The organism is Flavobacterium sp. ABG (genome assembly GCF_001027725.1).
Classification (GTDB): Bacteria; Bacteroidota; Bacteroidia; order Flavobacteriales; family Flavobacteriaceae; genus Flavobacterium; species Flavobacterium cupriresistens.
Genome location: NZ_LEKS01000003.1, coordinates 247,415 through 268,125, shown reverse-complemented (window position 1 = coordinate 268,125; position 20,711 = coordinate 247,415). Strand labels below are relative to the sequence as shown.

The window sequence follows — 20,711 nt, the reverse complement described above, 5'->3', positions numbered from 1 at the left end:
ACCATTAATATAAAGAATGAATTCAAACGAAATTGAAATACACAAAGAATTAAAGAAGTATTTCGGGTTTAGCCAATTTAAAGGCTTGCAGGAGCAAGTCATTACAAGTATCCTCGGTAAAAAGAATACTTTTGTGATTATGCCTACTGGTGGTGGAAAGTCTCTTTGTTATCAATTACCCGCTTTAATTCAGGAGGGAACGGCTATCGTTGTTTCTCCTTTAATTGCTCTGATGAAAAATCAGGTCGACGCGATTCGAAGTCTTTCTTCGGAAAACGGAATTGCGCACGTATTAAACTCCTCGCTCACTAAAACAGAAATCACACAGGTCAAAAAAGACATTACTTCTGGATTGACCAAGCTATTGTATGTCGCACCGGAATCTTTGACAAAAGAAGAATATGTGGCGTTTTTGCAAAGTGTGCCCATTTCATTTGTTGCCATTGATGAAGCGCATTGTATTTCAGAATGGGGTCATGATTTCAGACCGGAATACCGAAATCTGAAAAATATTATCAAACAATTGGGTAAAGTGCCTATTATAGGTCTTACGGCTACCGCAACGCCAAAAGTTCAGGAAGATATCCTGAAGAATCTTGAAATGTCTGATGCCAATACTTTTAAAGCATCATTCAACAGACCTAATTTATACTACGAAGTTCGTACAAAAACAAAAAACATAGAATCGGATATTATTCGGTTTATCAAACAACATAAAGGGAAGTCAGGAATTATTTATTGTCTGAGCCGCAAAAAAGTAGAGTCAGTAGCCGAAGTTTTACAAGTAAATGGCATTAGTGCTGTTCCGTATCACGCAGGTTTAGATGCGAAAACAAGAGCCAAACATCAGGATATGTTTTTGATGGAAGATGTAGATGTGGTCGTAGCAACAATCGCTTTCGGAATGGGAATTGACAAACCGGACGTTCGTTTTGTTATTCACCATGACATTCCAAAATCATTAGAAAGTTATTATCAGGAAACCGGACGTGCCGGACGTGATGGCGGAGAAGGACATTGTTTGGCATACTACTCCTATAAAGATGTAGAAAAACTTGAGAAGTTTATGTCCGGAAAACCGGTTGCAGAACAAGAAATCGGTTTTGCTTTATTACAGGAAGTAGTGGCCTATGCTGAAACTTCAATGTCACGCAGAAAATTTCTCTTGCATTATTTCGGTGAAGAATTTGACGGTGAAAATGGAGAAGGAGCAGACATGGACGACAATGTTCGTAATCCTAAAACCCGTATCGAAGCAAAAGAACAGGTTGTTAAATTGTTGGAAATTGTCCGGGATACCAAACATATTTATAAATCAAAAGAAATTGTTTTTACTTTAATTGGACGTGTCAATGCCGTAATTAAAGCACATAAAACAGATGCACAAGCCTTCTTCGGATCGGGAGCCGATCATGACGAGAAATATTGGATGGCCCTGCTAAGACAGGTTCTCGTAATGGGATATTTGTCTAAGGATATTGAAACCTACGGAATTATAAAAATTACCAAAAGCGGATTGGATTATATTAAAAAACCAGTTTCGTTTATGATGTCGGAAGATCATGAGTATAATGAATCTGAAGACGAAGCAATAGTAACCGCCTCTAAATCATCCGGTACTGCCGATGAAGTTTTGATGGGGATGTTGCGTGAACTACGAAAAAAAGTAGCCAAGAAACTGGGAGTTCCTCCTTTTGTTGTTTTTCAGGATCCTTCGCTGGAAGATATGGCTTTAAAATACCCAATTAGCTTAACGGAGTTGTACAACATTCATGGAGTTGGTGAAGGGAAAGCAAAAAAATACGGTAGTGACTTTATTACCTTGATCAATCGTTATGTAGAAGATAACGATATCATTCGTCCCGATGACTTAGTAGTGAAATCTACCGGAGTCAATTCTGCCAATAAGTTGTACATCATTCAGAATATTGACCGAAAACTATCATTAAACGATATCGCTTCCGCAAAAGGCTTGACCATGGATGCTCTGATTAAAGAAATGGAGCAAATTGTATATGCCGGAACAAAATTGAACATCAAATATTGGGTAGACGATATGCTGGATGACGATCAGCAAGAAGAAATTCACGATTATTTCATGGAATCAGAATCAGACAAAATCGAAGATGCTCTTAAGGAATTCGACGGTGATTACGATATTGATGAATTGCGTTTAATGCGAATAAAATTTATTAGCGAAGTAGCGAACTAGGAGTTGAATTTTAAATTCCAAAATAGAAAATCCAAATTCCAACTGAAAAGTGAATGGAATTTGGATTTTTTCGTTTAAAAAATCTCTCCAACATTGGAATTTGGAATTTAAAATATTGGAATTTTATTCTAAATAGATTTTATAAAACAATAGTCTTCATTGCTTTTTCTTCCTGAATAATTCTAATAAATAAGATTATCAGATATACAGGTAATACATACTTCATGGTATTCCAAGCGCTACAGAGTAAAACGGCACCAATAAGTTCTGGAATTATGTTCAAAAAATAATTAGGATGTCTTACCGTTCTGAATAAAAAGGATCGCAAAATTTTATGATTAGGGAGAATGTATATTTTTACGGTCCAAACTGCTCTTAATTCATAAATGATATAAAAAAGGATTAGATACGAAAAGAGTAATAAACCCAAACCGATCTGACTATTGCGATCAAATTGTGCTTGACTGGTATAAGTCTCATAGAAACAGGATAAATAAAAAGCAATATGGCATAGGGAAAGAAGGAAAGAGTTAAATTTTCCATATTGTTTTGCACCAAGCTTTTTAATTCTTCTCTCATTAAGGATTGATATAAACAGAGATACGACTCTTGCAAATAAAAATATTGAAAAAAGATATAATACGGTGCTCATTTTTTTGTGATTTTTTAAGCTAAATAACCAGTTGAATTTGAGGATTATTTAGACCTCCCTATTGTAAAATTTAAAGGTTTACAGTTGCTACAGTTTAGTCAATTGACTCAATGCCTGTCATTACTAAAGTAAAAATTGAGACAAGTGAATTTAAATATTTTTAAATAAATATAAGCTGTTTCTTTATAGCTGTGTAGAATAAATTAATAGTAGAAATGTAATCTAAATTTATTTGTAGCAAGCCAAGAATTAGATTGCAAAAAATCCCCAACATTGGATTTTAGAATTTCAAAGTATTGGAATTTTACGCTAGTAAATCCAAATCTCATTAACTTTCCAAAAGAAATTAGGATGCTCTAATTAAAAAAAACGCCCCACAATTGGAATTTGGAATTTCAAAAATTTGGAATTTTATTCTACATAGATTTCCCAGTTTTAAGACCGCCCCAACATTGGAATTTGGAATTTTAAAATATTGGAATTTTACTCCACGTAGACTTCCCCCCGATGCGGTTTCAAAGCATCTCTAACAGCAATCATATGCTCGTCAGTAACTACCATAAAAGCAATTGCCTGCATGTCATTTATGATTTTATAACCCGTGATATTTAACGGAAGTTTTTCTATGGCGATATATTCTTTTAAATGAATTTCGTGGTGTTCGGCTGTTTTTGCAGAAGCGGGGCCACGAAAATCCCAAATCAGTTTTATTTTTCTGGACATGATTTTTTAGGTGCGAAGTTTCAAAGAGGCAAAGGTACAAAGTCTCTTTCGAAAATGGATTTTAGATTAAATAACTAGTTTCGGTTCAAAAATAGTACTTTTGCATGTTCTTTTCATAAAAAGAAAAGCTAATAGAATAAATAAAATACAATGCCAAGAGAACTTTTACTTCAGGTAACGCCCGAAATTGCAGCAAATGAATTGTTGTTACGTGACTATTTGTCTAAACAAATAAAGGTTTCGCCTAAAGAAATTCAACATGTTTCTATTTTGAAGCGATCCATAGACGCACGTCAGAAAGCGATTAAAATCAATTTAAAAGTGCTGATTTATATGGCGGGTGAGCCTTTTCAGGAAACCAAAATAGAATTACCTATATATAAAGATGTTTCTAAAGCTCAGGAAGTAATTGTAGTCGGGGCAGGACCGGCAGGACTTTTTGCTGCATTGCAGTTAATTGAATTAGGTTTGAAGCCCATTCTAATCGAACGTGGAAAAGACGTTCGTGGACGCCGACGTGACTTGAAAGCTATAAATGTAGATCATTTGGTTAACGAAGATTCCAATTATTGTTTTGGTGAAGGAGGAGCAGGAACCTATTCCGATGGGAAATTGTATACGCGTTCTAAGAAACGTGGTGATGTAACCAGGATATTAGAATTGCTAGTTGCTTTTGGAGCCTCTGATGATATTTTGGTAGAAGCACATCCACATATCGGGACCAATAAATTACCGAAAATCATCGAAGACATCCGAAAAAAAATCATCGAATTTGGTGGTCAGGTTTTATTTGATACCCGAGTAACAGATATTTTAGTTAAAAATAATGAAGTAGAAGGAATTGTAACTCAAAATGGAGATACGATTCTTGCCAGTAAATTAATCTTAGCGACGGGCCATTCCGCAAGGGATATTTTTGAATTATTGGACAAAAAGAAAATCTTTATAGAAGCAAAACCTTTTGCTTTGGGAGTTCGTGCAGAACATTCACAAGAATTAATAGACAGTATTCAATACAGCTGTGATTATCGTGGCGAGCATTTACCTCCGGCACCGTATTCAATAGTGAAACAGGTTAACGGACGTGGAATGTATTCGTTCTGTATGTGTCCGGGAGGTGTTATCGCGCCTTGTGCAACAAGTCCGGGAGAAGTGGTTACCAACGGTTGGTCGCCTTCTAAAAGGGATCAGGTGACTGCAAATTCAGGAATTGTAATCGAATTGAAATTGGAAGATTTCAAGCCCTTTGCAAAATTTGGTGCTTTAGCCGGAATGGAATTTCAGAAAAGTATCGAGAAAAAAGCGTGGCACTTGGCAGGAGAAACTCAAAAAGTACCTGCACAGCGAATGATTGATTTTACACAAAATAAAGTGTCAGCAGACATTCCGAAAACATCCTATGTTCCGGGAACAACTTCGGTAGAAATGAGACAGGTTTTTCCTGGATTCTTATCACAGATATTACGTGAAGGTTTTAAAGAATTCGGAAAATCAATGCGAGGATATTTGACCAATGAGGCTATTTTACACGCACCGGAAAGCAGAACTTCGTCTCCGGTTCGTATTCCAAGAGACCCTATTACCTACGAACATTTGCAAATAAAAGGTTTGTATCCATGCGGAGAAGGAGCAGGTTACGCCGGTGGAATCATATCAGCAGCAATTGACGGCGAAAAATGCGCTTTGATGATTGCCGAGACTTTGAAATAAAATAGGTTTGCCACGAATTACACGAATTACGCTAATTTTTTTTGAATAGTCTTTCGTGATTTATTTAAAGTGAAACGTCTTTTTTAAGCTTTATTAACTATGTCTCTATGTGTTAAAATTAATTACACTTAACGGGATGGTTGTAGAAATAAGTTAGCCACGAATTACACGAATTATAATTTAAATCTTTAGATAAAAAATTAGCGAAAATTGGTGTAATTCGTGGCAAAAAAAATCAAGGAATCAATATTATTTTCCCGGTACTTTTTCGGCTTTCTAAATAATCGTGAGCCAGTTTTCCTTCTGATAGTTTGAACGAAGTTGGTGTTGAAAGCGTAATTTTGCCTTCAATAATCCAATTAAATAATTGATTGGCTCTTTTGATTCTTTCTTCTTTAGAGTTCAAATAGCTCCATAGATCGCCGCCGGTTAATGTTTTTGAAGTGTCCATCAACATTCTCGGATTTACAGGTTCAGGATCGCCACCCGCCATTCCGAAGAAAACGACTTGTCCACATTCTTTAGTGACTTCAAAACTTTCGGTCAAAGTGCTGCCGATACTGTCGTAAACAACATCTACCCCGTTCGGAATAACCTTGAAAAGATCCGATTTCCAATCTTGATTATATAAAAACACATGATCTGCACCTTGTTCAAGAGCTACTTTTGCTTTTTCTGCAGAAGAAGTTAAGCCGATAACATTCGCGCCTAAAAGTTTGCTGATTTGAGTTAAAAACTGACCAACACCACCAGCAACGGCATGAATTAAAACCGTTTCGCCTTTTACTGTTTTATGACTGTCTGTCGCTAAATATTGCGCAGTTAAACCTTGTAATAGTATAGAGGCAGCAGTTTCAAAAGAAATGGCTTCCGGTAAAGGAAGGATATGATTGGTGTTTACAGCTACCAATTCTGCATTGGCAAAAGGAACGTCTGCGAAGGCAACACGATCTCCGACTTTATATTCCGAATTATTATTAGCATCAACAACAATTCCTGCACCTTCGTAGCCTGCAATAAAAGGAGGATTTCCTTTTAAATGATAATTTCCTTTTCGTCTGTAAACATCGGCGAAGTTTAGTCCGATAGCTTTCATTTCGACTAAAATTTCATCACTTTTTAATTGTGGGTTTGGAATCTCAATGTACTCTAAAACAGTTGAATCTCCGAAAGATGAAAAGGTAAGTGCTTTCATTTATAATTGTTTTTTAGGAATACAAAGAAAGGAAAAATCCAATTGAAGATTGAAAAGCTTTTCATAAAACTGCACAAAAAAACCTCGACTAAATTTAGTCGAGGTTTGATTTATGTTTTTTTACAATCATTGATTAGAAGGATTGTAAAGATTTTTTAACTTAACCTTGTTTTTTGCTATTTTGCCGCGAATTGCCACGAATTAAGTTTTAAAATTATTGGTAGAGAGACATTGCGAAAGATTAAAGGAGTAGGAAGACTTAACCCCAACAACATAGGCACAATTCGCGAAAATTAGTGTAATTCGTGGCGAAAAAGAAATCATTCTAATCCTTTAAATCTGTGGCAAAAAAAAAATGAGTTATATACTATATTTTAGGAAACACCATGTCATTAAAAGTGCTTTTTTGTTTGGCTAAAGCTTCAATCTCATCCCATTTTCTTGGAGAATCAATAGATAAGTTTTCGTAAGTATTTTTTTTGATTAAAATATCATCTTCAATACGAACACCAATATTCCACCATTTTTTGTCACATTTGCTGTTTGGACTAATATAAATCCCTGGCTCAACAGTAAGAATCATATTTTCTTTTAAAAGCGTTTCCGGGCCTTTAAAATTTCCTTTGTCATGAACGTCCAGACCAAGAAAGTGAGAGCATCCATGCGGGTAGTAAAGATTGACGTCTTTTAGGTCGTTGATGATTCCTAATTTTAATAATCCCTTTGCAAGAACTTCTTTAGCGGTATTGTTCAGGTCTACAAGTGGAGTTCCTTCTTTGCAAATGGCAAAAACTGCCTCTTGGGCATCATAAACCAATTGGTAAATTGCTTTTTGTTCTTCTGAAAATTTGCCATTAGCCGGAATGGTTCTGGTAACATCAGCAGAATAACCATGATATTCGGATCCAACATCCATTAAAAGCAGTTGGTTTTCCATTTTAGTACTGTTGTTTTCTGAGTAATGCAAGATGCATCCATTTGCTCCGGCACCTACAATTGGGGAATAGCCTTCCGCTTCTGCACCATATCTGCGGTGAATGTAAGTGTGAATTCCTTCTGCTTCGTTTTCGCTCATATCCGGTCCTACAGCTTTCATTACTTCGTTATGGGCAACGCAGGAAAGTTGAACAGATTTACGCATTAATACCAGTTCTTCCGGTGTTTTTATTTCACGAAGTGTACTTGTAATAGTTCTAAAAAGATCTAAAGAAACAACATCTTCTTTTGTGATTCCGGCTTTGGTTTTGAAAGTTTCAAATAAGCCAAAAAGATCATTACCGCTTTTGTTATTGCCAATGTCGGTGGGGATTTTGTCGTATATTAGTGTTTTGAATCTTTTAAAATCGATATCAAAATTTTTGAAATCTTTTCCGTTAAAAGTTTTCGCAATTCCCAGTTGAGATTTTGTACCGTCAGCCCCCAGGCGCCTTCCTGTCCACATTTCTTTTGTAGCGTCTTTTTCTCTGACAAAAATGACTTCATTGTATGTTTCGGCGGTACCTTGAGCTTCTTTAAAAATCAATAAAACAGCATCAGGTTCTTTGTATCCGCTTAGGTAATACATATCGGGATTTTGATGAAAAATATAATTTATATCTCTTGAAAATACTCTTTCCGGATAAGAGAAAATTACAGCTACAGAATTATCAGGCATCAATGCTCTAAAAGCTTCGCGACGCCCCTTGTGAAACTCTTTGGTGAGGTAATCAGTTGGTAAATTTTTCTGAGAAAAAACCTGGACCGTTGTCAGGAGGGATAAAAAAAACAGAATTAAATGCTTCATTTGTAGTGATTTTGGTTGATGATATTAGTTTTTAAGCAACGCAAATTACAAAAAAAAAGATTTGATTTTGAAAAAAAGGAGTTGCCACGAATTGTACGAATTATCACGAATAAAAATGGATTCTCATTTTGATAAAAAAAATTCATGCAATTCGCAGCAAAAAAATAACCGCCCCTAAAAAGGAGCGGTTACTTTCTGAATTAACAATTATTTCTTTTTGAGTTGGTCTTTGAAGACTTTTTCAAATTTCTCTATTTTGGGTTGAATTACCATTTTGCAATACGGTTGATTTTTGTTGTTTGCATAATAGTTCTGATGATAATCTTCGGCCTTATAGAACTTAGTAAAAGGTTCAATTTTTGTAACTATCGGACTGCTGTATACTTTTGCTTTGTTTAGCTGTGCAATAATACTTTCTGCTGCGGCTTTCTGTTGTGGATTGTTGTAAAAAATCACAGAACGATATTGAGTACCTACATCTGCTCCTTGTCTGTTTAATGTCGTTGGATCATGTACGGTAAAGAACACTTTAAAAATTTCGTTGATGTCCGTAACGGTTTTGTCGTAAGTAATCTGAACGACTTCGGCATGGCCGGTAGTTCCCGAGCATACTTCTTCATAACTTGGATTAGAAACTTTACCTCCGGAGAAACCTGAAACAACAGATTTTACACCATTTAGATTTTCGTAAACCGCCTCAACACACCAGTAGCAACCGCCACCAAGCGTAATGGTCTCAAGATTTGAAACCTTTTTTGTTGCGGTATTCTGGGCAAAGCTGTTTAGTGATAATGCGAGGACGCATGTTAAAAATATATTTTTCATCGTTTTTTATTTAGAGTCTGGGATAAAATCAAGTGCGATCGAATTCATGCAATATCGTTTTCCGGTTGGTTCCGGGCCGTCATCAAACAAGTGGCCTAAGTGGCCTCCGCATCTGCCGCAAAGTGCTTCGGTTCTTTCCATTCCCAGAGAATTATCTGTTTTGTAAACCACACTTTTTTTGTTGTCCTGTTCAAAAAAGCTCGGCCATCCGCAACTGCTTGAAAATTTAGCAGTAGATCTGAAAAGTTTATTTCCGCAGGAGGCGCAATAATACGTTCCTTTTTCGTCGCTCTTCCAGTATTTTCCGGTAAAAGGACGCTCGGTATCGGCTTCGCGCATTACAGCATAGACATCTTCGGGAAGTACTTTTTTCCATTCGGCGTTACTGACATTCAGTTTGGCAGTGTCTGTGTTCGAATAATAGGGATTCCCCGGTTTGCTGATTTTATTTTCCATGCTGACCGTTTTTGAAGTTGTTTTTTTGGTGTTTTGTCCGCACGCCTGAAAAATAAACAGCGGAATTAAAAAGCAAAGGCTGAAAAATTGGGTTTTTGTTTTTGTGGTTTTCATGAGACTTTATTTTTGTAGTTCAAAGTTACGACCAGAGTAGGTTTTGAAATGTCGTACACTTTACAATTGCGTTTTTTTTAAGTATGATTTAACGTTTTAGTATTTACGTAAAGGAGCTGTTTTTAGTTTTAAGGCTTATTTTTAAAGGTTTTTTATAAAATTATCAAATACAATGTTTTGGAAATTAGTGTGTTGTAAAATTTTTAGCTCGTTAAACTTTTCACAATCTTTTCTGAGATTTTCAAGCCATTTCTTTTTTCGTATTTTTGTTTGTACAAAACGCCCTATGATAGAAGAAAACGTAATATTAGTCAATCAAAATGATGAGCAAATTGGCTTAATGCCAAAATTAGAAGCACATGAAAAGGCTCTTTTGCATCGTGCTTTCTCTGTTTTTATTTTAAATAATAAGAATGAAATAATGTTACAGCAACGTGCGCATCAAAAATATCACTCACCTTTGTTATGGACCAATACATGTTGCAGTCATCAGCGTGAAGGGGAGACAAATGTTGCAGCAGGAAGCCGAAGATTATTTGAAGAGATGGGCTTTAAAGCAGAATTAAAAGAATTATTTCATTTTATATACAAAGCTCCTTTTGATAATGGTTTGACCGAACATGAATTAGATCATGTTATGATTGGCTATTATAATGAGGATCCGGCCATTAATACGGATGAAGTTGAAGATTGGAAATGGATGAAAATAGAAGACGTAAAAGAGGATATTGAAAAACATCCGGAAATTTATACCGTCTGGTTTAAGATAATTTTCGATGAATTTTATCACTATTTAGAAGACCATAAGATTTAATGATACCAAACCAAAAACCTAAATGAGAGTAACCATATCAAGAAAAGCGCATTTTAATGCTGCACATCGATTGCACAGGAAAGATTGGACATTGGAAAAAAACAATGCTGTTTTTGGAAAATGTAATAATCCTAATTTCCATGGTCATAATTATGGTTTAACAGTAAGCGTAACAGGAAAAATTGACCCGGAAACCGGTTTTGTAATAGATGTGAAAGTATTAGCGGATATCATACTCGAAGAAGTAGAAATTCCGTTTGATCACAAAAACCTGAATCTGGATGTTCCCGAATTTCAGGATTTGAATCCAACTGCTGAAAATATTGCCGTTGTGATATGGAATAAAATCAGAAAAAGAATTCAACCCGATTTTGACCTGGAAATCGTTTTGAATGAAACAGAACGTAATTTTGTAACCTATAAAGGAGAAAAATAAAATGTCATTAAAAATAGGAGATATAGTTCCGAATTTTACTGCAAAGGACAATCATGGTGAAGTTTTTGAAAGCCAAAGTGTTTTGGGTCGAAAGCCACTTGTGGTTTATTTTTACCCAAAAGACAATACACCGGGTTGTACCACCGAAGCCTGCAGTTTTAGAGATCAATATGAAGATTTTAAAGATCTTGGAGCTGAGGTTATCGGAATAAGCAGTGATAGTGTCAAATCACATCATAAATTCGCGAATAAACATCAGTTGCCGTTTATACTGTTGTCAGATCAGGATAAAAAATTGAGACATCTTTTTGGTGTCCGGGATAATTTATTTGGTCTTTTACCGGGAAGAGTGACGTATGTTATCGATCGGAATGGAGTTGTTATTCTGATTTTCGATAGCATGAATGCTTCCAAGCATATTCCTAAAGCCTTAGCAACCATTAAAGAATTAGTACTATAAAGAAACTATAGTTCGTTAACAAAAATAATCGCCTCTTAAAAAAACATGAATTCAAAAATGTACCCTCTGCAATTTTCCCCTATTTTAAAAGAAAGAATCTGGGGAGGAGAAAAATTAAAAACAATCCTTAATAAATCAATTGTTTCCAAAATTACCGGCGAGAGTTGGGAATTATCGACTGTAGAAGGTGATGTGAGTGTGGTTGCCAATGGAGCTTTGAAAGGAAAATCATTAATGGAACTTATTGATGAAACTCCAAACGAAATTTTAGGAACAAAAGTTTACGAACGTTTTGGAAAACAATTTCCGTTGCTTTTTAAATATTTAGATGCTCGTGAGGACCTTTCAATACAAGTACATCCTAATGATACTTTGGCAAAAGAGCGTCATAATTCTTTTGGCAAAACCGAAATGTGGTATGTATTGCAGGCGGATACAGATGCCAGAATTATTGTTGGTTTTAAAGAAGATTCAGGAAAAGAAGAGTATTTAAAACATCTAAACGATAAAACCTTAGTTTCGATTTTAGATGATGTAAAAGCAAAAACGGGAGATGTTTTCTTTTTAGAAACGGGGACTGTTCATGCGATTGGTGCCGGTTTAGTAGTGGCAGAAATCCAGCAGACTTCAGATATCACGTACCGTTTGTACGACTTTGACCGTAAAGATGCGCAAGGAAATACAAGAGAACTTCATGTAGATTTGGCACTTGATGCTATTAACTACAATAAGGTAGATACACAAAAGAAATACGAGACTAAAACAAACACTTCTAATGTTGTAGTAGATTGTCCTTATTTTACGACCAATTTTATTCCGTTAGAAGATAAAGTGGCTGTTTCTAAATCAGGCCAGACTTTTACGGTATATATGTGTGTGGAAGGAAGTTTCGAAATAGAATACGATGGTTTTAAACAGTCTTATATAAAAGGAGATACTGTTTTGGTTCCTGCTGCGATAAATGCATTTATGTTGACCGGAAAAGCTTCAATTTTAGAAATTTACATTTCATAGCTCGTAATAAAAAGATTATATGTACTTTTGCAGACGCAAATTAAAATTAAAATAAAATGGCAAACGTTAAAAATTTAAAGAAAGACATCAATTTCGTATTAGGTGATATTATTGAAGCGATTTACTTATTCGAAATGTCTACGACAGGAAATCCAACTCCGGAAACGAATGCTTTGATCGACGAAGCTATTGCTGCTTTCGATACTTTGATCACTAAAGTGAACGCAAAAGATGTTGAAAACAAAAAAGCACACTTCAAACAAATCAATGTTGAATTGGAACAAACTGCTAATCAATTGATTGCTAAAATCAACGAATTGTAAGCAAAAAAAAGTATAAAAAAGTGCAAATTTATTTTGGAAAAACGAAAATCCACCTTATCTTTGCACCCGTAATGAGTCGCCAGCGTAGCTCAGTTGGCTAGAGCAGCTGATTTGTAATCAGCAGGTCGTGGGTTCGAGTCCCTCCGCCGGCTCAACGTAAAATTAACCATCACTTTTGTGATGGTTTTTTTTTGCTCTAAACTTAAAGGGATGAATGCCAAAATCTTGCAAAGTCGCAGAGTCGCTAAGTTTTTGTTCTAATTTTTTAACTTATCGACTCTGCGTCTTTGCGAGAAATAATGGATCAGATGTAAAAGTTGGATCTAGTCCAAAAGCTGTACAGCAGTAAAAAAGGAATGTGGAGATTTAGTTTATCTAAAAAACACAGTCCCTGTTTGCACAATACGCCTCAGCTTGTCCTTTCGACGAAGGAGAAATCACATCCGATATTCGACAAAGATTGGCGATTTTCTATGCGGAATTTCTTGTGTGATTTCTCGTACCTCGAAATGACAGAACTGCAGAAAATCTCGCGAAGACGCAGAGTCGCTAAGTTTTTGTTCTAATTTTTTAACTTAGCGACTCTGCGTCTTTGCGGGAAATGATTTGAATCAGATGTAAAAGTTGGATCAGGTCCAAAAGCTGTACAGCAGCAAAAAATGGAATGTGAAAATTTAGTTTGTTTAGCATACATACACACGTTTGCGCAATACGCCTTCAGTTTGTCCTTTCGACGAAGGAGAAATCACATCCGATATTCGACAAAGATTGGCGATTTTCTAAGCGGAATTTCTTGTGTGATTTCTCCTTTGTCGAAATTGAAAGAACTGCAGAAAACTTTTATTTTAGCTTTCAATCCTGTTTTGCTGACAAAAGAGAGTGACATCCAGAGAGAAATGAACAGTGATTCTAATCAAAAGTCTAGGTATTTAGGGCTAAATTGAAGAAATTTTTATAAAAAGAGAAAGTTTTTTTAGGGTTTAAAAATCTCATTTTCAGTTCAGTGTTTGCAGTGCTTAAAAAAAAGATTGCTCAGAGTTAAAATTTATTTTGGAAAAACGAAAAACCGTACTATATTTGCACCCGTAATGAGTCGCCAGCGTAGCTCAGTTGGCTAGAGCAGCTGATTTGTAATCAGCAGGTCGTGGGTTCGAGTCCCTCCGCCGGCTCAACATAAATTAACCATCACTTTTGTGATGGTTTTTTTTTTGCGCTGAACTTTTGGGCTTTTTTACTCAAAAAAATAGACGTATTATTTTTGGACCAAGCCCAGAAGTTGTGGGGGAATAAGAATTATAACCCTATAAGTGTTATAAGTTCATTAAAGAGAAAGAGTTTAAAATCATATGAACTTACATCACTTATAGGGTTTAAATATATTTTTGGTTAATTCTGGATTTTTGTACCTGATGGTTATTTTTCTTGCCACAGATTAAAGAGATTCGCACAGATTGTCTAGTCATTTTAATCTTTTAATCTGTGGCAAAACAAAAACAAATGATAGCGTAAATAGGTTTGTGATTTCTATTCGGCAATATATTCTTTTGTAATTGCAGATTTCCACATAAAAAAAATGCCTTGTAAAATTTTACAAGGCATTTTTTTTATGGAAAAAGATAAAATTACTTTTGTTCCTGTTTTTTGATTTCGCTAACGTACTTTGTTAGTTTTTTGCCATAAAGAGATTGTGCTACTTTTGGAGTCATTGATTTTTGTATCGTATCCAGGAATTTAACGTTGATATCGTAAATCTCAGCTAACGCAATATAAGGCGCTATTTCGTGATCTTTGTGGTTGATGGCAAAGTTTGTAGCGAATAAATATTTTCTTTTGATATTGGACTGTTGTTTTGCGTCAATACTGTCAACCGCTTTTTGATCTTGTCTTTTTAACGCTTTAAATTTTGACTCAACCATAGAAAGGTTTTCGTCATTAAAACGGGAGTTTATTTTTTTATACTCTTCATATAATTCCTGATTTTTAGATCCGGTAATTTTAGCAGCGTATATAAAGTTGTCTAAGTTGGTTTCGATGTTAAGATTTCCCGGTTCTGCGAAAAATAAAATATTATTGTCCAAAGAGTTTGTCACACCGCGATCCAGGAATAAATAAAGCATTTCCGGAGATTCTAATTTGATGTCTTTTTCAAAAGTTGAATTTCCGTCTATTTTGATAGAGTCAATCGCAACCAGGGAAGTATCTGCTACTCTTTGAATATATAAAGTTCCGTTTTTTAATCCTTTTATGTTTCCGGTAAGATGTAAACCGTCAGTAGTTTCTTTTTTGCTGCAAGATGCCAATAGGGCAAGTGTAACAAAGGCAATAATTGATTTTTTCATTGGTTTTTTAGATTTTGCTGCAAAATAAAGAAAATAGTTTGAATGTGGAGAAGTAAGGGTTTAATTTTTGTTAAAAATAAAAATCCCAATCTATTTCTAAATTGGGATGTGCTTATTTTTGTAAAAATGAATCAGTTACATAGTCAAATTATAGGTATTGCCATTTTCATGAGTGTAGGTATAAGCGCTGTTGCAGTCATTGTTTCCGTAATCTACAACTCCGTTTAAATAACCGCCCTGGATTTTTAATTTTCCTTTTGAAATAAATTCACAAGAATACTTTTTAATTAAAGTTTCCTGAACTGTCAAAGTTAATGTGGCATCTTTGTCTGAAGTTACAGTGTGCGTTCCTTCGGTCATTTCATAAACATTATCAGTTAAGGTTGGTGTCAAAACTCCCTCTGTTTGTCGTATTGAATAGGTTCCGGTATTTAAGTACACTCGTCCGTCTGAATCGGTCAATTTTCCATTAAGAACTTTTCGGGTCCATTTTGGGATTGTCTGTTCTGTTGTGGTATTCACATACTCAATAGTGCCTTCCAGTTTTAGTTTGTTAATAAAATAATCAATTCTTTCGATTGTCATTTTACTTCCGGTTGTAGTAACTGGTCCGGTAAGTGTGATTTTTAGTTTTCCTTTTCTTGTGATTTGATCCGTGGCACAGCCTGTTCCGTAATCTACGGTGAATATTTTTGGATAATTTTCGGCAGTTGGTTTTTCAACCGTAATAGTACCGCAAATCCCGGGTGCTGTTTCAGCTGATTTTGATGTGCCGTTATTTGTGGTTACAAGCAATCCGGTTTTAAGGTCCATTTCGTTAACGGCATCAATTAAGACAGAAGCTTTAATAGCTGAGTTGTCAGTTTGATTGACGATTTCATTGTCGTCATTTCCGCAAGAAACGTAGAATAGTGCTGTTGCACAAAAAGTTAGCGATAGAAAAAAACTTTTTTTCATAGTGGTATTTGTTAAGTGTTAGATAATAGTGGGCGCTCAAAAATAATAAAAAAAGGTTTCGGTTGTCAGAAATTTTTTGAATCTGAGTTTGTAGGGAGGTTTTTTTTAAAGGTGCTGAGGTTCTGAGTTTTTGGTCTTAGGTTTAAATTGTGACTGGGGGATGTAAAATGTGAGCTGAGACTGAGACTGAGACCGAGACTGAAAACTGAGACTGAAAACCGAGAACAGAGACTTTTTAAAATATAAAAAGCCTGCAAGAGTAAACTTGCAGGCTTTGAGACCAATTAGTACTAAAATTGGATTATTTGATCATTTCAAAACTTCTTTTTACAAAGGCAGTTAAAGCTTCTCCTTTTAAAAGGTTTTGCGATAATTTAGCTAAGTCTAAAGCCTGTTTTACCAAGTGTTCCTGGTGTGTTTTGTCTTCTGTATTTAAAATATTTGTAGCCAAATCAGAATTGGTGTTAACAACCAGATTGTACATTTCCGGCATATTTCCCATTCCGAACATTCCACCGCCGCCGGATTGGCTCATTTCTTTCATTCTACGCATAAATTCAGGTTGCGTGATGATAAATGGAGCTGACTGGCTGTCCATTGCTTCCAATTGTACCGAGTAGGCTTTTGGAATATAAGATTCTAAAGACGTTTTTAATGATTCTTTTTCTTCGTCTGATAATTTAGAAATCGTAGTCTCTTCTTTTTTGATTAAGTTATCAATATGGTCAGAATCTACACGAACAAAAGTTAAACCGCTGTTATCTCCTTCAATTTTTTGAATCAAATGTGAAATAATAGGAGAGTCTAATAGTAACACTTCGTATCCTTTTGCTTTTGCAGTTTCGATATAAGAGTGTTGTGCGTCTTTATTTCCGGCATATAAAACAACCAATTTCCCGTCTTTGTCGGTTTGGTTTTCTTTTAGTTTTTCTTTTAATTCTTCAATAGTAAAGTAGGTGTCGTCAACTGTTGGATATAATACAAAGGCACCTGCTTTTTCGTAGAATTTATCATCAGAAAGCATTCCGTACTCTAAAACGATTTTAATGTCGTTCCATTTTTGTTCAAAATCAGCACGGTTTTCGTTAAACAAAGCTTTTAGTTTGTCTGCTACTTTACGCGTGATGTAGTTAGAAATTTTCTTAACGGCACCATCAGCTTGTAGACCTGAACGAGAAACATTCAAAGGGATGTCCGGTGAATCAATAACACCTTTTAACATTGTCAAAAATTCCGGTACAATTCCTTCTACGTTATCGGTAACGTAAACTTGGTTTTGGTACAATTGAATTTTATCTTTTTGGATCTGCATGTCAGAACCTAATTTCGGGAAATATAAAATTCCTGTCAGGTTAAACGGATAGTCAACATTTAAGTGAATGTGGAACAAAGGGTCTTCGAATTGCATAGGATACAATTCTCTATAGAAGCTTTTGTAATCTTCGTCACTTAATTCCGTTGGTTGTTTGGTCCATGCCGGATTTGGATTGTTGATGATGTTGTCTGTTTCGACAGTCTCGTTGATGTAATCTTCAGGAGCATCTTCCGGTTTTGGAAGTGTTTCTGTTCTTGTTCCGAATTTAATCGGAATAGGCATGAACTTATTGTATTTGTTTAATAAACCACTGATTTTTGAATCTTCTAAGAATTCAAGAGAATCTTCAGCAACATGAAGGATGATTTCCGTTCCGCGTGAAGTTTTGTCAGCTGGCTCTAAAGTAAATTCAGGGCTTCCGTCACATGTCCAGTGCGCTGCTGGTTCGTCTTTGTATGATTTTGTAAGGATTTCTACTTTTTCAGCCACCATAAAGGCAGAATAGAAACCAAGTCCAAAGTGACCAATAATTCCAGAATCTTTGGCAGAATCCTTGTATTTGTCCAGGAATTCTTCAGCACCTGAAAAAGCGACTTGATTGATGTATTTTTCTACTTCATCAGCAGTCATACCTAAACCTTGGTCGATGATGTGGATTTTTTTACCCTCTTTGTCTACTTTGATTTCAATAACCGGATTTCCGTATTCTACTTGGGCTTCACCGATGCTAATAAGATGTTTTAGTTTTAATGTAGCATCTGTTCCGTTTGAAATCAGCTCACGTAAAAAGATTTCGTGATCGCTGTACAAGAACTTTTTGATTAAGGGAAAGATGTTTTCAACCGAAACATTAATTTTACCTGTTGTCATATTTTTTAATTTTTTAGTTTAATGTGATGTCTTTCATTTAGTCAAATAGAATACCAATTAGTTTTTGAGTGACAAAATGTCGGAGGTGTTAATTATGAAAGAAAAAAAACAGATTCTAAAACAAAAGATGTTTTAATGAATCGTATCTTTGCGGTACAATAATTGCTTAAATGTGTAAGTATTAACTTAAATAAATGTACAAAATGAAGAAAATTATTTTTATTAGCATGATTGCCACGATGGTGTTTGCGTGTAAATCAGCTTCGTCTTCAACAGCTTCAACGGAAGCACCAACACTTTCGACTAAACTTGACAGACCTACTCAGGTAGCTATTAAAGGGAATTGGGTACTAACCAACGTATCTTATCCGGGTTCTGATTATATTAAAGTAAACTCATTTGATCTTGCTGATTCAAAATGTTTTATCGGAAGTACCTGGAATTTTATTTCAAACAATAATAAAGGAACGATGACACTTACAGCTCCAAGCTGTACTGCATTTACATCTCCAATTGTTTGGAGTATTAACAATCAAGGGCTTTTCGTACTTAAAATTGTAGAGCCTGGAACAAAATCAAAAAATGTTAAATCGGGGTATTTATTAAAAGTAGCAGGTTTGACAGATAATTCCTTTCAGTTGATTGATAACATTAATGTTGGTGGACAAACGAAAGATGTAACGTACCAATTTCAAAGAGCAAATTAATATAAAATAGATAGAACATGAGAAAGATAACAGTATTTGGTTTAAGTAGTTTACTTGTATTAACTAGTTTTTTTACAAGTTGTGACTCTGTAAAAAACGCAAATAATACTCAAAAAGGAGCCGGAATCGGAGTGGTTGCAGGTGGAATTATTGGTGGTATTTTAGGTAACAATTTGGGACGCGGAGGAAATGCTGCACTGGGAGCTGCTATTGGAGCTGCTGTTGGTGGTGGAACCGGAGCTCTTATTGGAAATAAAATGGACAAACAAGCTCGTGAAATCGACCAAGCGTTGCCAGGTGCAGATGTAGAAAGAGTAGGAGAAGGAATTCACTTAACTTTAAACGAAAATGCAGTTCGTTTTGATACTAATAAATCAACATTGACCGCTCAGGCAAAAGCAAATCTGGACAAATTAGTTCCTGTATTTAATGAGTATGGCGATACTAATATTGAGATCTTTGGTTATACAGACAGCACTGGGAAACCAGAGTACAATTTGACACTTTCGGGACAAAGAGCGGCATCTGTTAGAACTTATTTAGTTTCTAAAGGAATTAAATCAACTCGTTTTAAAACTTCAGGTTTAGGAATAGCTGATCCGATCGCAACAAATGATACTCCGGAAGGAAGAACTCAAAACCGTCGTGTTGAATTTGCTATTACTGCAAACGATAAAATGGTAAATGATGCAAAAGCAGAAGCTGGAAAATAATTTCCATACAATATAATTTGAAAAAAGCTGTTCGTAATGAATGGCTTTTTTTTTGACTTTCGGTTTTAAAGATTGTAAATTTGCCCCCTCAATTATAACGCAATGCTTGACATAAAAAATATCTCCTTTTCCTATACGGATACACCGGTTATTAAAAACGTGACTTTTTCAATAGAAAAAGGGCAAAATATTGCGATCATAGGAGAAAGTGGTTGTGGAAAAAGTACACTGCTTAAATTGATGTACGGATTGTATAATCTGGATGAAGGGGAAATGTTTTATAATGAAAAACCTATCTTAGGGCCTAAATACAATCTGATTCCCGGAATGCCTTTTATGAAGTATCTGGCGCAGGATTTTGATTTATCTCCATATGAAACGGTAGCAGAAAACGTTGGAAAGTTTCTTTCGAATGGTTTTGCCAACATGAAAAAATTACGCGTTCAGGAATTGCTGGAAATGGTAGAGATGGATCAGTTTGCTAACGTGAAGGCTAAATTTTTAAGTGGAGGACAACAACAAAGAGTTGCTTTGGTAAGGGTTTTGGCCTTAGAACCGGAAGTAATTTTGCTTGACGAACCGTTTAGTCAAATTGACGCATTCCGAAAAAATGCTTTGCGACGTAATTTGTTCCGATATTTAAAACAAAAAGGAATTACCTGCATTATAGCAACGCATGACAGTACAGACGCTTTGTCGTTTGCAGACGAGGCTATTGTAATGCGAAATGGCGAAGTGATCGTAAAAGATAATCCGACAACAATTTACGAAGATCCACAAACTAGATATGTGGCCTCTCTTTTTGGAGAAGTAAATGAGGTACCGACACATTTGTTAGTTCCATACGAAGACGAAGCACATAAGACGCTGGTATATCCACACCAGTTTAAAATGGTAACGGAGTCTGATCTACCGGTAAAAATCAGAAGAACTTATTTTAGAGGGAATCACTATTTGATTGAATCGGTTTATAAAAGACAATTGGTTTTCTTTGAAAGTGAAATCGACCTGCCGCTTGAAGAAAATGTTTTCCTGAGTTTGAATTATTTGTAGTAGAGTCTCAGTCTTCGGTCTCAGTCTCAGTCTCAGTCTC

The 20,711-nt window shown here is 35.5% G+C and carries 19 protein-coding genes and 2 tRNA genes; 12 read left to right on the top strand and 9 right to left on the bottom strand.

Features of this window, described 5'->3' with window-relative positions; genetic code table 11:
- Positions 1–16: 16 nt before the first annotated feature.
- Entirely contained in the window at positions 17–2,212 is a 2,196-nt protein-coding gene (gene recQ / locus AB674_RS04320; RefSeq protein WP_047774185.1) for a DNA helicase RecQ, read from the top strand.
- 139 nt (positions 2,213–2,351) lie between these two features.
- On the opposite strand, the gene AB674_RS04315 is transcribed toward recQ, so the two are convergent.
- Both AB674_RS04315 and AB674_RS04310 read right to left on the bottom strand, forming a co-directional pair.
- Positions 2,352–2,864 carry an isoprenylcysteine carboxyl methyltransferase family protein gene (locus AB674_RS04315; protein ID WP_047774183.1) on the bottom strand — a complete coding sequence of 171 codons (513 nt, stop codon included), beginning with the start codon at positions 2,862–2,864 and terminating at the stop codon, positions 2,352–2,354.
- 483 nt (positions 2,865–3,347) lie between these two features.
- Positions 3,348–3,587 carry a hypothetical protein gene (locus AB674_RS04310; protein WP_047774181.1) on the bottom strand — a complete coding sequence of 80 codons (240 nt, stop codon included), beginning with the start codon at positions 3,585–3,587 and terminating at the stop codon, positions 3,348–3,350.
- A 150-nt stretch (positions 3,588–3,737) separates the two neighbouring features.
- On the opposite strand from AB674_RS04310, the gene AB674_RS04305 reads away from it, so the two are divergent.
- Complete coding sequence (locus AB674_RS04305; RefSeq protein WP_047774179.1) at positions 3,738–5,297, top strand: NAD(P)/FAD-dependent oxidoreductase; 1,560 nt, start codon at positions 3,738–3,740, stop codon at positions 5,295–5,297.
- A gap of 235 nt (positions 5,298–5,532) precedes the next feature.
- On the opposite strand, the gene AB674_RS04300 is transcribed toward AB674_RS04305, so the two are convergent.
- From AB674_RS04300 to msrB, 4 genes are all read right to left on the bottom strand, one after another.
- Positions 5,533–6,492: a quinone oxidoreductase family protein gene (locus AB674_RS04300; protein WP_047774177.1), complete on the bottom strand. Its 960-nt coding sequence runs from the start codon at positions 6,490–6,492 to the stop codon at positions 5,533–5,535.
- Between the two features lie 367 nt (positions 6,493–6,859).
- Positions 6,860–8,275 (bottom strand): aminopeptidase P N-terminal domain-containing protein, encoded by a 1,416-nt coding sequence (locus AB674_RS04295; RefSeq protein WP_047774176.1) that lies wholly within the window; start codon positions 8,273–8,275, stop codon positions 6,860–6,862.
- Between the two features lie 207 nt (positions 8,276–8,482).
- Positions 8,483–9,100, bottom strand: a complete 618-nt coding sequence (gene msrA, locus AB674_RS04290; RefSeq protein ID WP_047774174.1) for a peptide-methionine (S)-S-oxide reductase MsrA — start codon at positions 9,098–9,100, stop codon at positions 8,483–8,485.
- Between the two features lie 6 nt (positions 9,101–9,106).
- On the bottom strand, positions 9,107–9,670 hold the full coding sequence (gene msrB, locus AB674_RS04285; RefSeq protein ID WP_047774173.1) for a peptide-methionine (R)-S-oxide reductase MsrB: 564 nt from the start codon (positions 9,668–9,670) through the stop codon (positions 9,107–9,109).
- Positions 9,671–9,956: 286 nt separating this feature from the next.
- Between msrB and idi the strand changes: the two genes are divergently transcribed.
- The 7 genes from idi (at position 9,957) to AB674_RS04250 (ending at position 13,886) form a co-directional block, all read left to right on the top strand.
- Complete coding sequence (gene idi / locus AB674_RS04280; RefSeq protein ID WP_047774171.1) at positions 9,957–10,484, top strand: isopentenyl-diphosphate Delta-isomerase; 528 nt, start codon at positions 9,957–9,959, stop codon at positions 10,482–10,484.
- Positions 10,485–10,506: 22 nt separating this feature from the next.
- On the top strand, positions 10,507–10,920 hold the full coding sequence (locus tag AB674_RS04275; protein ID WP_047774169.1) for a 6-carboxytetrahydropterin synthase: 414 nt from the start codon (positions 10,507–10,509) through the stop codon (positions 10,918–10,920).
- A 1-nt stretch (position 10,921) separates the two neighbouring features.
- On the top strand, positions 10,922–11,380 hold the full coding sequence (locus tag AB674_RS04270; protein ID WP_047774167.1) for a peroxiredoxin: 459 nt from the start codon (positions 10,922–10,924) through the stop codon (positions 11,378–11,380).
- A gap of 45 nt (positions 11,381–11,425) precedes the next feature.
- Positions 11,426–12,394 carry a type I phosphomannose isomerase catalytic subunit gene (locus AB674_RS04265; RefSeq protein WP_047774166.1) on the top strand — a complete coding sequence of 323 codons (969 nt, stop codon included), beginning with the start codon at positions 11,426–11,428 and terminating at the stop codon, positions 12,392–12,394.
- Between the two features lie 56 nt (positions 12,395–12,450).
- Positions 12,451–12,717 (top strand): hypothetical protein, encoded by a 267-nt coding sequence (locus AB674_RS04260; RefSeq protein ID WP_047774164.1) that lies wholly within the window; start codon positions 12,451–12,453, stop codon positions 12,715–12,717.
- Positions 12,718–12,795: 78 nt separating this feature from the next.
- A tRNA-Thr gene (locus AB674_RS04255) sits at positions 12,796–12,869 on the top strand.
- Between the two features lie 943 nt (positions 12,870–13,812).
- A tRNA-Thr gene (locus AB674_RS04250) sits at positions 13,813–13,886 on the top strand.
- A 453-nt stretch (positions 13,887–14,339) separates the two neighbouring features.
- Here the strand turns inward: AB674_RS04250 and AB674_RS04245 are convergent.
- The 3 genes from AB674_RS04245 to htpG form a co-directional block, all read right to left on the bottom strand.
- Positions 14,340–15,056: a DUF4369 domain-containing protein gene (locus tag AB674_RS04245; RefSeq protein WP_047774162.1), complete on the bottom strand. Its 717-nt coding sequence runs from the start codon at positions 15,054–15,056 to the stop codon at positions 14,340–14,342.
- 135 nt (positions 15,057–15,191) lie between these two features.
- Positions 15,192–16,013, bottom strand: a complete 822-nt coding sequence (locus tag AB674_RS04240; RefSeq protein ID WP_047774159.1) for a hypothetical protein — start codon at positions 16,011–16,013, stop codon at positions 15,192–15,194.
- Positions 16,014–16,314: 301 nt separating this feature from the next.
- Complete coding sequence (gene htpG, locus AB674_RS04235) at positions 16,315–18,198, bottom strand: molecular chaperone HtpG (RefSeq protein ID WP_047774157.1); 1,884 nt, start codon at positions 18,196–18,198, stop codon at positions 16,315–16,317.
- Between the two features lie 203 nt (positions 18,199–18,401).
- Here htpG and AB674_RS04230 point away from each other — a divergent pair, with 203 nt between their 5' ends.
- The 3 genes from AB674_RS04230 to AB674_RS04220 all read left to right on the top strand — a co-directional run bounded on the left by AB674_RS04230 (position 18,402) and on the right by AB674_RS04220 (position 20,671).
- Positions 18,402–18,905, top strand: coding sequence for a lipocalin family protein (locus tag AB674_RS04230; RefSeq protein WP_047774464.1), 504 nt, complete (start codon positions 18,402–18,404; stop codon positions 18,903–18,905).
- A gap of 17 nt (positions 18,906–18,922) precedes the next feature.
- The gene (locus tag AB674_RS04225) at positions 18,923–19,618 is read left to right on the top strand and encodes an OmpA family protein (RefSeq protein ID WP_047774156.1); all 696 of its coding nucleotides are present in this window, start codon (positions 18,923–18,925) and stop codon (positions 19,616–19,618) included.
- 102 nt (positions 19,619–19,720) lie between these two features.
- The gene (locus AB674_RS04220; protein WP_047774154.1) at positions 19,721–20,671 is read left to right on the top strand and encodes an ABC transporter ATP-binding protein; all 951 of its coding nucleotides are present in this window, start codon (positions 19,721–19,723) and stop codon (positions 20,669–20,671) included.
- Positions 20,672–20,711: the final 40 nt, after the last annotated feature.